This is a genomic window from Methylobacterium mesophilicum SR1.6/6 (genome assembly GCF_000364445.2).
Lineage (GTDB): Bacteria > Pseudomonadota > Alphaproteobacteria > Rhizobiales > Beijerinckiaceae > Methylobacterium > Methylobacterium mesophilicum_A.
This window is the reverse complement of sequence record NZ_CP043538.1, coordinates 766,325-779,733: the sequence shown is the minus strand read 5'-3', so window position 1 is coordinate 779,733 and position 13,409 is coordinate 766,325. Positions and strand designations below refer to the sequence as shown.

The 13,409-nt window shown below is 71.8% G+C and carries 12 protein-coding genes; 7 read left to right on the top strand and 5 right to left on the bottom strand.

The window, feature by feature from the left end; translation table 11 throughout:
* Nucleotides 1-2: 2 nt before the first annotated feature.
* The 4 genes from MMSR116_RS03565 to croR form a co-directional block, all read right to left on the bottom strand.
* Nucleotides 3-458, bottom strand: coding sequence for a DUF2141 domain-containing protein (locus tag MMSR116_RS03565; RefSeq protein ID WP_051072170.1), 456 nt, complete (start codon nucleotides 456-458; stop codon nucleotides 3-5).
* On the bottom strand, nucleotides 455-2,044 hold the full coding sequence (locus tag MMSR116_RS03560) for a phytoene desaturase family protein (RefSeq protein WP_010683705.1): 1,590 nt from the start codon (nucleotides 2,042-2,044) through the stop codon (nucleotides 455-457). Before MMSR116_RS03560 ends, MMSR116_RS03565 begins: the two co-directional genes overlap by 4 nt.
* Nucleotides 2,045-2,365: 321 nt before the next feature.
* On the bottom strand, nucleotides 2,366-3,196 hold the full coding sequence (locus MMSR116_RS03555; protein WP_010683706.1) for a TrmH family RNA methyltransferase: 831 nt from the start codon (nucleotides 3,194-3,196) through the stop codon (nucleotides 2,366-2,368).
* A gap of 1 nt (nucleotide 3,197) precedes the next feature.
* Nucleotides 3,198-3,671, bottom strand: a complete 474-nt coding sequence (gene croR, locus MMSR116_RS03550; RefSeq protein ID WP_010683707.1) for a 3-hydroxybutyryl-CoA dehydratase — start codon at nucleotides 3,669-3,671, stop codon at nucleotides 3,198-3,200.
* 176 nt (nucleotides 3,672-3,847) lie between these two features.
* On the opposite strand from croR, the gene MMSR116_RS03545 reads away from it, so the two are divergent.
* The 3 genes from MMSR116_RS03545 to MMSR116_RS03535 all read left to right on the top strand — a co-directional run bounded on the left by MMSR116_RS03545 (nucleotide 3,848) and on the right by MMSR116_RS03535 (nucleotide 6,359).
* Nucleotides 3,848-4,465 carry a cation transporter gene (locus MMSR116_RS03545; RefSeq protein ID WP_051072171.1) on the top strand — a complete coding sequence of 206 codons (618 nt, stop codon included), beginning with the start codon at nucleotides 3,848-3,850 and terminating at the stop codon, nucleotides 4,463-4,465.
* 8 nt (nucleotides 4,466-4,473) lie between these two features.
* The gene (locus tag MMSR116_RS03540) at nucleotides 4,474-5,325 is read left to right on the top strand and encodes a metallophosphoesterase (RefSeq protein WP_010683709.1); all 852 of its coding nucleotides are present in this window, start codon (nucleotides 4,474-4,476) and stop codon (nucleotides 5,323-5,325) included.
* Between the two features lie 140 nt (nucleotides 5,326-5,465).
* Nucleotides 5,466-6,359, top strand: a complete 894-nt coding sequence (locus MMSR116_RS03535; protein WP_010683710.1) for a transporter — start codon at nucleotides 5,466-5,468, stop codon at nucleotides 6,357-6,359.
* Between the two features lie 48 nt (nucleotides 6,360-6,407).
* On the opposite strand, the gene MMSR116_RS03530 is transcribed toward MMSR116_RS03535, so the two are convergent.
* The gene (locus tag MMSR116_RS03530; protein WP_010683711.1) at nucleotides 6,408-7,853 is read right to left on the bottom strand and encodes a homospermidine synthase; all 1,446 of its coding nucleotides are present in this window, start codon (nucleotides 7,851-7,853) and stop codon (nucleotides 6,408-6,410) included.
* Between the two features lie 593 nt (nucleotides 7,854-8,446).
* Here MMSR116_RS03530 and MMSR116_RS31260 point away from each other — a divergent pair.
* From MMSR116_RS31260 to MMSR116_RS03515, 4 genes are all read left to right on the top strand, one after another.
* The gene (locus MMSR116_RS31260; protein WP_010683712.1) at nucleotides 8,447-8,623 is read left to right on the top strand and encodes a hypothetical protein; all 177 of its coding nucleotides are present in this window, start codon (nucleotides 8,447-8,449) and stop codon (nucleotides 8,621-8,623) included.
* Between the two features lie 113 nt (nucleotides 8,624-8,736).
* Nucleotides 8,737-9,408, top strand: coding sequence for an invasion associated locus B family protein (locus tag MMSR116_RS03525; protein WP_010683713.1), 672 nt, complete (start codon nucleotides 8,737-8,739; stop codon nucleotides 9,406-9,408).
* Nucleotides 9,409-9,556: 148 nt separating this feature from the next.
* On the top strand, nucleotides 9,557-12,937 hold the full coding sequence (locus tag MMSR116_RS03520) for a hypothetical protein (protein WP_039893168.1): 3,381 nt from the start codon (nucleotides 9,557-9,559) through the stop codon (nucleotides 12,935-12,937).
* Nucleotides 12,934-13,407, top strand: coding sequence for an AAA family ATPase (locus MMSR116_RS03515; RefSeq protein WP_010683715.1), 474 nt, complete (start codon nucleotides 12,934-12,936; stop codon nucleotides 13,405-13,407). The genes MMSR116_RS03520 and MMSR116_RS03515 overlap by 4 nt, the downstream gene beginning before the upstream one ends.
* Nucleotides 13,408-13,409: the final 2 nt, after the last annotated feature.

Below are 13,409 nucleotides of genomic sequence, written 5' to 3'. Positions count from 1 at the left end.
CCTCAGCGCCGCGGGAGGGCGCGGGCGAGGCGCACCCGCACGGAGCCTCCCGGCTCCCGGAGCACGAAGGCGGCTTCGGAGAAGTCTGGTCGCGCCCGGCGCCCGGCAGCCCCCGAGAAGGCGTAGGGCTCCAGCGGCAGGCCGAGACCGGTGCGGTCGAGGCGGCCGTTGCCGTTGGCGTCCTGGTAGGCCGCCACCGCGTAGGTTCCCGGGCTCACGCCCTGGAATGTGAACAGCGCGCGGTCCGCGGTGGCGCTGGCGTCGTCACCGCGCAGACAGGCGCTTTCCGAGAGCCCACCCTGACAGAGCGCGACGCGCACCTGACCGCCGCCGGGTTCGATCCCGTCGACCTCGACCTGAACGGTTGCGGCTGCCGCCGGCACGACGGGGCCGCTGAGCCCCGCCGCGAGGGCGCAGAGCCCCGCCGCCAGGGCGATCCGGCTGGACGGCCTGCTCACGAGGCCTCGCCGGAGGTGGCCAGCGGCGCGGTTTCGGGGATGCCGGCCTGCGCGGCGGCGCGGGCGCCGGCCAGTTCCTCGATCAGCAGCCGGGCGGAGATTCGCGCACCCTCGTAGATCACCGGCAGGCCGGAGCCCGGATGGGTACCGCCGCCGACGATGTAGAGTCCGGGCCCGAACCGGTTGTGCGGCCGGAAGTACAGCATTTGCATCAGGTCATGGGCGAGGTTGAAGGTGGCACCTTCGTGGACGGCGAAATCCTCCTCCCACTGGGTCGGGTCGATGATCCGCTCGTAACGAATCCGGGACTCGATATCGCCGAGTCCGAGGAGCTTCAGCCGCTCCAGGATCAGAGCCCGGTAGGTCGCGCGCACGGAACGCCAGTCGATCCCGGCCTTCAGGTTCGGCACCGGCACCAGCACGTAGAGGGCCGTGTGGCCCGGAGGCGCCATGCCGCCATCCGTGTAGCCGGCGTGCTGCACGTAGAGGGAGGGCTGCATCGGCAGCGTGCCCTCGGTGATCTCGCGGATGTTCTTCTCGTAGCCCTCGGCCAGGAGGATCGTGTGATGCCCGAGGCTGTCGGGCATTTTCCCCTCGAGTCCGAGGTAGAGCATGAAGGTCGAGCAGGAGAGGCGGGCCTTCTTGATCTTGGAGTCGCGCCAGCGCGGGCGGTGCCGCTCGGGCACCAGGGCGCGCACCACCTTGGCGAAGTCGCCGTTGATCAGCACGGCGTCGGCGTTGAAGACCTCGCCGTCGGCCACCACGCCACTGGCGCGCTTGCCCTCGAACAGCACGCGCTCGACGTTGCTGTTGAGCCGGAGGTCGACGCCCATGCGGGTGGCCAAGCCCGCCATCGCGTCCGAGACTGCGCCGCAGCCGCCCACCGGGTGGTAGACCCCATGCTCGTATTCGAGGAACGACAGGATCGTGAACAGGCTCGGGCACCGGAACGGCGACATGCCGAGGTACTTGGTCTGGAATGAGAAGGCGAGGCGCACCCGCGGGTCGGCGAAGTGGCGTTTCAGGTCGCGGTCGACGCTCCGTCCGGGATGGAGGTAGGGCAGGGCGGCCAGCATCGCCGGGCTCGCCATGCTGCGCAGCGTGTGAAAGGCCTGCTCCAGCACCGGCTTGAAGTATTGCAGCTTGGTGCGGTTCTCGGCGAAGAACGCTTTGACGTTCCGGGCATCGTCCGGCGCAACGCCGGCGATCTCGCGTTCCAGGCGCTCGACATCGCCCGTAGCGCGGATCGTTCCCGAAATCCCGTCAGGCCCCTCGAAAACGAGGTGATATTGCGGATCGAGACGCTCCAGCTTGACGTGATCCTCGAGCCGCTCGCCGCAGCCCGCGAAGATGTCCGCGAGAATCTGTGGATAGAGGAAGAAGGTCGGGCCGATATCGAAGCGGTAGCCCCCGGGGGCCTCCACAGTCTTGGTCCGGCCGCCGACCTGCGCGTCCTTCTCGAACAGCGTGACGTGGATACCGGCGCGCGCCAGGATCAGGGCGGATGCGAGTCCGCCCGGCCCGGCCCCGACTACGGCCACCCGGCGTCCGGTCAGCGCCCGCAACCCATCACCAGACTGAAGCAACGCGACTGCCTCCTCGCAGAATCCCCCGCCACCTTGCGGCCAAGCTAGCCTCGCATCTCCGCACGGCAATTGCAGCCGTTTGTCGCGCGCAGACTGACGGACGAAAACGGACTGGGTTGCCAAGTTGTCAAGAATCGTACGGTTTCGGCAGCCCGTGGTGGTTACGGAGACGTTCGATGGCACGCCGCCCTACGGACGCGGCGTCGCGACCACGTCGCGGATGCGCCTGTACCGGCACAACGGACCTTGGCCCTCTGCCCGTCCCGGCTTTCCAGATTGGCGGCTCACCCGATCCCGCGCTGGGTGCCACCGGTCGAGGCCTCACAGCCCGTCACCGAGGCGTCCCTGGCTTCGGGCTATGCTGTGCAGGGCGATCCCCGCCGCGGTGGCGACGTTGAGCGAGTCGAAGCCTGCCGCCATCGGGATGCGCACCGGCCGCGCCCGGGCGAGCGTCTCCGGGTCGAGCCCTGGACCCTCGGTGCCGAGCAGCAGGAGGGCCCGCTCGGGCGCCGCGGCGGCGTCCAGGGTTTCGTCAGCTCCGGGACTGAGGGCCAGCGGCGTGAGAGAGAGCCTTCGCGCCACCTCAAGCCAGTCCTGACCCGCTTGCAGCCGGGCGAAGGGCTGGATCAGCGCGGCCCCGGCCGACACCCGGATGCTCTTGCGATAGAGCGGATCGCAGCTTCCCGCATCGAGCAGCACCGCGTCCGCCCCGAAGGCGGCGGCGTTGCGGAAGGCGGCGCCGACATTGTCGTGGTTGGTCAAGCCGGCGAGCCCCAGCACCAGGGCCGGCGCGGGCGGCGGCGGCACGATCGCGGCGGCGTCCGGCTCCGCGCCGCGCAGACCGATCGCCAGCACGCCGCGGTGGATCGGGAAGCCCGTCACGGCACTCATCACGGCCTTGGCCGCAAGATACACGGGCGGCGGCTCCGGACAGGCGGCGACGGCGTCCGACAGCACCGGCCAGCGTTCCCGCGCGAGCAGGATCGACTCGGCCCGGAAGCGGCTGCGGCACCCGAGCAGCAGCCGCAGGGTCACCTCGCCCTCAGCGACGAAGCGGCCGGCGCGGCCGACGAGGTCGCGCTCGCGCATCCGCGCGTAGGGGGCGAGGCGGGGATCGTCCGGGTCGGTGAGCGTCTCCGGCTCCGCGGGCACCTCAGCCCTGCTGTCGCTCGGTGCGGCTCGCGAGCGGGTCGGCCTCGGCCTTGGTCGGCACCTTCACCAGCGCCTCGCCGTCGAGGACGGTCTCGCCGGCCACGGAGCACTGGCAGGCGAGGCGCGCCCGGCGCCGCTCGGGCATCAGCTCCGCAACCGTGACGGTCACCTCGACCACGTCGCCGATCCGAACGGGCGCGCGGAAGTTGAGGGTCTGCGAGATGTAGACGGCGCCCGGTCCCGGCAGGCGGGTGCCGAGCACCGCCGAGATCAGCCCGGCCGTGTAGAGGCCGTGCGCGATGCGGGTGCCGAAGGGCGTGCGGGCCGCGAAGTGTTCGGACAGGTGGATCGGGTTGCGGTCGCCGGTGATCTCGGCGAAGCCGACCACGTCCGAGGAGGCGATCGTCTTCGACAGGGTTTCCGACAATCCGACCTCGAGATCCTCGAAGTAGAGCACGCGCAGTTCGGGCAGCATGGCTCGGCAGACCTCCGGTTGCGGCCGGTCTCCCGTCTCGAGCGGCCGGCTCCGGCAACCGCCTCGCACGATCGCGGCGCCGAATCCACCCGGACGAAGGCGTAAGGGCCTCGAACTTTCTTGAGGCGCGGACAGGGTTTTCTCAACAGCCCTCGACAGGCGGGCCGCGCTCGGCGATGAGGCGCCCCGTGACCCCCGATGACGCCGCCCGGCCCGCGCCGCCCGCCCTCCGCCCCGTCGTCGCCCGCGTGGCGGCGCTGAACCTCGGCTATTTTTGCATCGAGATCGCGGTGGCGCTCGCCATCGGCTCGGTGGCACTCATCGCCGACAGCCTCGATTTCCTGGAGGACGCGGCGATCAACCTGCTGATCTTCGCGGGCCTCGGGTGGAGCGCGCGCAGCCGCGCCCGGCTCGGCACAGCCATGGCGGGCATCCTGCTCCTGCCGGCCCTGGCGGGGGCCTACGCGGCCTACGAGAAGGTCTCGGACTTCGCGGCGCCGGCCGCGCTGCCGCTGACGCTCGCTGGAATCGGAGCGCTCGCCGTGAACCTGACCTGCGCGCTGATGCTCGCCCGGCACCGGCACGGCTCCGGAAGCCTGACCCGGGCGGCCTACCTCTCGGCCCGCAACGACGCCTTCGCCAACATCGCGATCATCGCGGCCGGGCTGGTGACGGCCCTTTACCCGTCCCCGTGGCCGGACCTCGTCGTGGCGGCCGGGATCGCGATCCTCAACGCCGATTCCGCCGTCGACATCCTCCGGGCCGCCGCGGCCGAGCGGCGCGCTGCCCGGTAAGCACAGCCATGCGCATCTTCCCCATCTCGGACCTGCACCTGGAGCGGCGACGGCTCGACCTGATCGCATCGCCCCTGGAGCCCTTCGACCTGCTCGCCTGCCCGGGCGATCTGTACGAGGGACATCCCGAGCGGGGCCTCGCGGCCCTGCTGCACCTCGCGCAGGGGCGGCCCGTCGTGCTGGTGCCCGGCAATCACGAGCGCTACGCCCCGACCGGGGATCCCCGGACCGCGCCGGAGCTGCTCGCCGCCCTGGAGCGGGAAGTCGCGCGGTTGAACGGGGCGGGGGCCCGCATCCACCTGCTCCAGAAGGCGCAGGCCTGCGTCATCGACGGCGTGCGCTTCGTCGGCACCACCCTGTGGAGCGACTGGAGCCTCGCCGGGCGCTGGCTCGCTCCGGACACGCCCGACCGGCCCGACGACCCTGTCGCCTACGCGGCCACGCGCATGACCGATCCGGTAACCGGATCGCGGGAGTATCTCGGGTCGATCCGCAAGGGCGACGGCCGCCCCTGGCAGCCCGCGGACGCGATGGCCGAGCACCGGGCCGAGCGTGCGGGCCTGCACGCCGCGCTTCGCCGTCCTCATGACGGCCCGACCGTGGTGGTGACGCACCATCCGGCGAGCCCGCTGGCGGCGGACCGGTTCCGGGACGCGCCCGGCGTGCCCTGGTGGGTGCCGGCCTTCTACGCCTCCACGGCCCTCGACGATCTCGCCGACCCGGAGCGGCCGGCGCTGTGGATCTCCGGTCATTTCCACGCAGGCCACGACATGGCGGTCGGGCGCTGCCGATGGGTGTCGAACCCGGTTGAAGGCGCGACCTACCGGAGCGATTTCGTCGTGGAAGTCGCGGGTCGCTGATTTAGTCCCGCCGCAAGAGTTCGTCCTGTCGAGCCCGTGCCGTTGCGCACGACTTGGCCGTACAGCCGGGATGCAGCCGGAGAGAACGCCCGTCCAATCCTGATCGGCCCCGGCTCCCGGGGCCCTGATCCGGGATCTCCATGGCTGGTTTCACCCTGACGTCACGCAGGATTGCGGGGACGTTTCTTGCCGCCACCATCACGTCCACCGTCATGTCGGCCGCAACGCCCACCCTCGCCGCATCCGCGGCGCAGCCGGGCCAGACGGTCGGTCTGCCGGTGGGCGACCAGCTGCCGGTCGGACTGTACTTCGTGAACCTGTCGAGCTTCGGGACGCGCAGCACGCAGCCCCGCGACTCTTCGACGAACGTCAACCTGCCGACCTTCGCGTGGGCCACCCCCTGGACCGTCGCGGGCGCGCGCCTGCAGCTCTTCTTCACCCAGCCGGTCGCGGCGGCGAGCAGCCAGGGCGCGCCCTATCAGAGCGGGATCGGGCAGCAGCTCCTCGCGGCCCAGCTTGCCTGGGACCTCGGCGGCGATGTCGGCGTGAGCTATCTCTTCGGCGGCTACCTGCCGATCCAGACGCGCTTCCTGACCCAGTCGGCCTCGCTCAGCCATCGCTTCGCGCTGAGCTACACGGGCGACGGCTGGAACCTCACGTCGAACCTGCTCTACGGCGTCTTCCTCGACACCCGTTCACCGTCCGGCACCCTCTACCCGGACTACCTGAACCTCGACCTGACCATGACGAAGAAGTTCGGCCAGTGGCAGGTCGGCGCGGTGGCCTTCGGCTCGACCGACCTGCCCACCGGCGTGGGCAGCTACCGCCCGCAGGGGCAGATCGCCGTGGGCGGCTTGGTGGGCTACAATTTCGGGCCCGTGAACCTGCAAGCCTACCTGACCCACGACGTGATCGAGCGGAACTACCGCGGGCGCGAGGTCCGCGGCTGGCTGCGCGCGATCGTGCCGCTCTACCAGGACAAGGCGGAGGTCGAGCCAGGCCGCACCCTGGTGACACGGCGCCAGGCCGAGTAGCCGATGCGGAAAACCGCGCCCGCCTCACGCGGGCGCGGAGCCGAAGCCTCAGCCGTGCACCAGCACGTTGCGGAACTGCCAGGGGTCGCTGGTGTCGATGTCCTCCGGGAAGAGGCCCGGCCGGTCGGTGAGGGGCGTCCAGTCGGTGTACACGCCGACGACCGGGCCGAGATACGGGGTCTGGACCTCCAGGCAGCGGCGGAAATCCATCTCGTCGGCCTCGACGATGCCGGCCTCCGGATTCTCCAGCGCCCAGACCATGCCGGCGAGCACCGCCGAGGTGACCTGCAGGCCGGTGGCGTTCTGATAGGGCGCGATCCGGCGGGTCTCCTCGATGGAGAGCTGCGAGCCGTACCAGTAGGCGTTCTTCTTGTGGCCGTAGACCAGCACGCCCAGCTCGTCGATGCCGTCGACGATCTCGGTCTCGTCGAGAATGTGGTGCTGCTCCTGCACCTTGGCGGCGTTGCCGAACATCTCGTGGAGCGAGAGCACGGCGTCGTCGGCCGGGTGGTAGGCGTAGTGGCAGGTCGGCCGGAAGACCGGCCGATCGCCCTCGCGCACCGTGTAGTAGTCGGCGATCGAGACCGCCTCGTTGTGGGTCACCAGGAAGCCGAACTGCGCGCCGGCGGTCGGCACCCAGGTGCGCACGCGTGTGTCGGCGCCCGGCTGCAGCAGGTAGATCGCGCAGCGCGAGCCCTTCTCCTGCTCGCGGGCGTTGGCGGGCTTCCACGTCTCGTGCGTGCCCCAGCCGAGCTCGGCCGGCTGGTTGCCCTCGGAGACGAAGCCCTCCACCGACCAAGTGTTGACGAAGACGCCGCGCGGCTTCGGGGTCTTGGCGCGCTGGGTGTCCCGCTCGGCGATGTGGACGCCCTTGACGCCCAGGTCCTTCATCAGGCCGGCCCACTCGGCCCGGGTCTTGGGCTCGGGCCGCTGCAGGCCGGTATCCTGCGCGATGTTCAGGAGCGCCTGCTTGACGAACCACGAGACCATGCCGGGATTGGCGCCGCAGCAGGAGACCGCGGTGGTGCCGCCCGGCTTCTGGGCGCGGGCGTCGAGGATATCCTGACGGAGCGCGTAGTTGGTGCGGTCGCCCTGGCTCTTGGTCTTGTCGAAGTAGAAGCCGGGCCAGGGCTCGGCCACGGTGTCGATGTAGAGGGCGCCGAGCTCGCGGCAGAGCTCCATGATGGCGCGCGACGAGGTATCGACCGACAGGTTCACGCAGAAGCCCTGGCCCCCGCCCTCGGTGAGGAGCGGGGTGAGCACGTCGCGGTAGTTCTCCTGGGTCAGCGCGACCGTCTCGAAGCGCAGCCCGTGCTTCTCGGCGAGCGACCGGTGGGTGTCGACCGGGTCGATCACGGTGAAGCGGGCCTTGTCGTATTCGAAGTGGCGTTCGATCAGGGGCAGGGTGCCGCGGCCGATCGAGCCGAAGCCGATCATCACGATGGGGCCGGTGATGCGGCCGTGGACCGGGTGATGGGTCGGCTGGTCGGTCATGCGGGGAGATCCTCGTTGGCGGACGCGTCGCGGGTCCGCAGGTCTGGCTCGCGGGCGGGTTATGGCGCGCGTGTGACAGTGCGGCGACAGGCCCGCGTGGCGGTGCCGATGCGGTTCGAAGTTCAAGTCGCCGAAAGCGCGCTCAATGGCGGCTGGACCGCCCACGGTCAACCGCACTGCGAGAGCGCGTGGGGCTGCGCATGCGGGTGGCTCACGCGTGGACCCGCCCAAAGGCTGAGTTCTGTGCTGGCTCACGGCTCGCCGTCCAGCATGTTCCGAGGGTCGGTTGAAGGGCTAGCTGAGACGAGGCCGTTCGGTAGGTCGCATGCGCGTCAGCGAAGCCGCATGTGGGATCCGGCGCAGGATGCGACTGACGAGCCTCGCGCCGTGGCGTGGGGGCAAGCAGTCTGATCGTTAACGCAGGGTTGACGGATCGCCGCCGCTGCATGCGTCAGATGCATGTGTCGTGCGCGCCCGGCCCGATGGAAGGCGCTTATGGCAGGGCTCATATTGCGATGCAGCAAGGCCGCGAAGTCGGCCGGATGCGACAGGGACAGTCGAAGCGCCCGAGACCACGCAACTCGGAGTCCGCCATGCTCGCGCTCATCACCTCCCGGATTCCCGGCCCGGCCAACGAAAGCGCCGACCGCGACCCCGGTTTCATCACGCTCCTGTTCACGATCGCCCGCGCTACCCGCAACGGAGCGGAAGGCGCGTTCGCGCGCCGGTGCGCCCTGGCTCGCGCCGTCGGCGGCCCGAACCCGCTCTGATGCGGCGGTCGTGGCGTGCCGGTCCGCGGATCGGTCACGCTCGGGAGATTGCGTCACCCCCCGTTGGGCAGTAGGCGGCTCTGCCGCTCCATGGCCCGGGGGTTCGTGATTCCATGCCGTCGTTCCCAGCGCTCGCGCGCATCAGCCTGATCGCCGCGCTGCTCGCCGTTCCCTTGACGCTCCGCGCGCAGGACGCCGAACCCGGGGAGGCGCCCGCGGCCGAGGCGGCTCCGAAGGCCCGTACCAAGCCGAAGCCCAAGCCGGCTGCGCCGAAGCCCGTGGCCAAGTCCGCCGAGGCCGCGACGCCCGCCGCCCACGGACCAGCGCACGCCGCGTGGCCGACCGGCGCGAGCACCGTCAGCGAGAGCTACGGCGACTGGACGATGACCTGCACGCGCCCGAACGAGAAGATCACCTGCATCGTGGCCCAGTCGCAGGGCGATTCGCAGACCGGGCGGCGCAAGTTCGCGGTCGAGCTGCAGACGCCGGTCGATGGCCGTTCCCAGGGCCTCGTGCTGATGCCCTTCGGCCTCTCCATCGAGCCCGGCGTTACCTTCAAGCTCGACGAGCAGACCCTCGGCAAGGGCGCGCCCTACACGTCGTGCGGCGTCGACGGCTGCTTCGTGCCGATCAGCTTCCCGACGCTGGCGCTCGACGGAATGCGGACCGCCAAGAAGCTGTTCGTGACCGGTCAGAAGGCCAGCGGCAGCGATCCCGCCACCATCGCGGTACCGCTGGAGGGCTTCCCGCAGGCGCTGGACCGTGCTGTCGCCCTGAGCGGCTGAGGGCAGGTTCGTTCCGCCGGAACCCGGTCGATTTTCGGGGTACGGTTAAGGCAGCGTTAGCTGCCCTGCCTCAGGATCCCGCCGAGATGTGGCGCCGTGCGCCGCGGCCCCGCCGGTGCCGCGCGCGCCGGGATGGGTCGGCGAGGCGATGGCAGCGGTGGGCGGGCGACCCCGGATCGGTCGAGGGTTCGGCGCGTGGATGCTGCGCGCGTCTCTGCCCGTGCTGGCCCTGCCGGTTGCCTATCTGGCGGCGATCGATCCAGCCCTTGCGGCCAAACTGACTGGCGCAAAGGGCAGCGAATCGGGGACCGGCCCGGGCGGCTACGGCCGGATCGTCCTCACCTTCGACAAGCCCGTCTCGGTGAAGGCCAAGCTCGCAGGCGGCATGCTGCTGCTCGGCTACGGCGAGCGCATCGCGGCCGGCCCCGAGCGCCTCGCCGAGGAGATGCCCGTCTACGTGTCGAGCGTCCGGCGCGATCCGGACGGGACCGGCCTGCGGGTCGCCCTGCAGAGACCCTACCGGATCAACCTGCAGACGGCGGGCGAGCGCGTCTTCGTCGACCTGTTGCCGGAGGGGTGGTCCGGCCTGCCGCCGCCGCTGCCGCCCGAGGTGGTGGCGGAACTCGCCCGACGGGCCCACGCCGCCGAGGAAGCGCTCAAGGCGCGCATCCCCGAGCCGGTGCGCAAGCCCCTTGCCCTGGAGATCGCGCGGCTTCCGACGCTGACGCGTCTGTCGCTGCGCCTGCCGAACGAGGCGGTCACCACGGTGACCGCCGAGGGGACGGCGACGCGCCTGCGCGTGGTCGGGTCCTGGACGATCGACCCGGGCGAAACCCGCGGGCGCCCGCGCCCCGGCATCGCCAAAATCGCGACCGACGCCGATTCGACCTCGGCCAGCCTCCTCGTCACCCCCGAGGACGGGTACACGATCGGGACCGAGCGTGAGGACGGGGCCTTCTTCCTCGACGCGGTGCGGCGCAAGGCCCCCGAGACCGCCAAGACCGTCGTCGAGGTGCCCGGACCCTCGGCGGAGCCGGCCGCTGCGGCGCCCCGGCCTGCGCCCCCGCCCGTGCCGCCTGTGCGCGCCGCGGCAGCAGCCGTCCCGGAGCGGCCGCCCGAGGCTGCGCCGACCCGCAAGGCGGGCTCGGGCCTTGTCTTCCCATTTCACACCCTGCCGCCCGCCGTCCTTTTCGAGCGCGGCGGCATCGCCACGCTAGCCTTTGAGACCGCCGAGCCGGTCGCCGTGCCGGCGACAAGCCAGGGTCTGGCCCCGGCGGGCGCGCCCGAGCGGAGGGGCCCGCTCACGATCCTGCGCTTCCCGGTGCCGCTTGGCCGCCTCGTCGATCTGAACGCCGTCGCCACCGGGAATGGGCCGGCCTGGGAGCTCTCGGCGGGCGAGGCCCTCAGCCCAAGCGACACCATCGATCCCGTGCGCAAGCCCGACCCCTTGGGCCGGATCGCCGTCTCGCTGGCCTTGCCGCGACCCGGCTCGGCGACGTGGCTCGACCTCGACGGCGAGCGCATCGCGGTGGTCACCTCGGCGGCGCAGCGACCCGTGGGGAATCCGAAGAGCCGACGCTTCGTGGATTTCGAGATCCTGCCGAGCCGGCACGGCCTCGCGGTGCAGGCCAGCGCCGACGACCTTGAGGTCCGGCCCGACCTCGACGTCGTCACGATCGGCCGGGCAGGAGGCCTCGCCGCGTCCGCGACTTTACGGAGGCCCGATCCCATCCTCGCCGAGACCGGGACCCTCGCGGTCGCGCCCGAGGCCTGGGAGCGGGCGCGTATCGGCAACGTGCGCGAAACCCTGCGCGGGCTGGCCGCCGCGGCGGCCGCCGCGACGCCGTCCGAGCGCGGCCCGGCGCGTCTCGCCCTCGCCCGCGCCGAGTTCGCCAACGGACTCGATTCGGAGGGGTTGGCGGCGCTCGAGGCTGCGGCCGCCGACGACCCGCTGCTGGCCGCGCAGCGCGACATCGCGCTGCTGCGCGGTCTGGCACTCGTGCGCCTCGGGCGGCACGCGGAGGCCTTGAAGGTCCTGGCGGTGCCCACCCTCGCCGACGATGCCGAGGCCGCCCTTTGGCGCGCCATGACCTCGGCCGGACTCGGCGACTGGAAGGCGGCCGAGACAGGATTCCTCAAGGTCCTGCCGCTGGCCAAGAGCTATCCGGCGGATCTCGCGCAGACCATCCGGGCCGCCGCGGCCGAATCGGCCATCGAGACGGGCGACGTCGAGACTGCGGCCGCCCGGGCTGAGGCGGAGCGTGACCTGCACCTCTGGATCCGGGACCGGCTCGCCCTGGTCCGAGCCCGCGTCGCCGAGGCGACCGGGCAGACCGAGGCGGCCCTGGACGCCTACGCCCGCCTGGACCAGACGGCCGTGCGCCCGGTCTCGGTGGAGGCGAGCCTGCGCGGGGCGCTCCTCGCCCGGGCCGCCGGCAAGCTCACCCTCGATGCCGCCATCGAGCGCCTGGAGCGGCTCGCTCTGACCTGGCACGGCGGCCCGGTCGAGGATGCCATCACCGCCGGCCTCGCGCGCCTCTACCTCAGCGCTGGCCGCTGGCGCGACGCCTTCACGGCGGTGCGCCGGGCCAATGCCTTCGCGCCGAACGCCTCCACCTCGGAGGCGCTGTCGCGCGAGGCTCAGGCCGCGTTCGAGAGCCTCTACCTCACCGAGAAGGGCGACAGCCTCCCGGGGGTCCAGGCCGTCGCGCTGTTCTTCGACTTTCGTGAGCTGAGCCCGATTGGCCGACGTGGCGACGAGGTCGTGCGCCGGCTCGCCGACCGTCTGGTCGGTCTGGACCTGCTCGATTCCGCCGCCGACCTGCTCCAGTATCAGATCGACAACCGGCTCACCGGGCCGGCGCGCGCGGCGGTGGCCGCCCGCCTCGCCACGGTGCGGCTCATGGACGACAAGCCGATGCGGGCGCTGCAGGCGCTCGACGCCACCGACCTGCCCGAGCTTCCCGGCGAGCTGAAGCGTGCCCGCGGCCTGATCCGGGCCCGCGCCCTGTCGGATCTCACCCGCACCGACCTCGCCCTGGAGACGCTGGAGGGCGAGAGCGGTCCCGACATCGAGCGCCTGCGGGCCGACATCTACTGGGGCGCCCGCCGGTGGCGCGAGGCCGGGGAGGCGCACGAGGCGCTGCTCGGCGAGATGTGGCAGTCGGGCCAGGCTCTCGATGACCAGTCCCGGACCGACGCCGTGCGCGCCGCGATCGCCTACGACCTCGCCGGCGAGTCGATCGGGCTGGAACGGCTGAAGGCGAAGTTCTCGGAGGCGATGGCGGCGAGCCCGGACGCACGCACCTTCGCGCTTCTGACGGGCGCGAACCCGACCCGGGCGCCCGGCTTCCGCGCCATCGCGGCCCGCGCCACGAAGGCCGAAACCCTCTCGGCCTTCCTGGCCGAGTATCGCAAGCGCTACCCGGAGGCTGCGACCCCTGACCGGGGCCGGCCGGAGGCCGTCGGTGAAGGAGCACCCGCCGAGCAGCAGAGCAGCGCCGCCGCCACCGCGGCGCCGCCGGGGTGAGCCCCGTCTTCATCGATCCGGACGCCTTCCTGGAGATCGAGGGCGTCCGTGTCTGGACGCCGGAACGGAGCGCCGAGGCGTGGCGGCTGGCCCGAGAGGCCCTGCGCGCGGCCCTGCGCACGGCTGTGGCCACCGGATCGGTCCGAGGGGTGGTCGTCGTCTGCGGCCTTCAGGGGGCGGGCAAGTCCACCCGGATCGCCCGGCAGGAGCGGGACACCGCGACGGTCTACGTCGATGCCGTGCCGACGAGCGCGCGGCATCGGGCATCCGTCATCGCCATCGCGCGCGGGTTCGGCGCGCCCGCGGACGCCGTCTGGATCCGAACGCTGTTGCCCGTCGCCCTGGAGCGGAACCAGCAGCGCCCCCTCGACGGGCGCGTCCCGGAGGCGAGCATCCGATCGGTGGACCGCCTGTTCGAGCTGCCGACCTCCGCGGAAGGCTTCGCGTCGATCCGGATCGTCGAATCCTGACG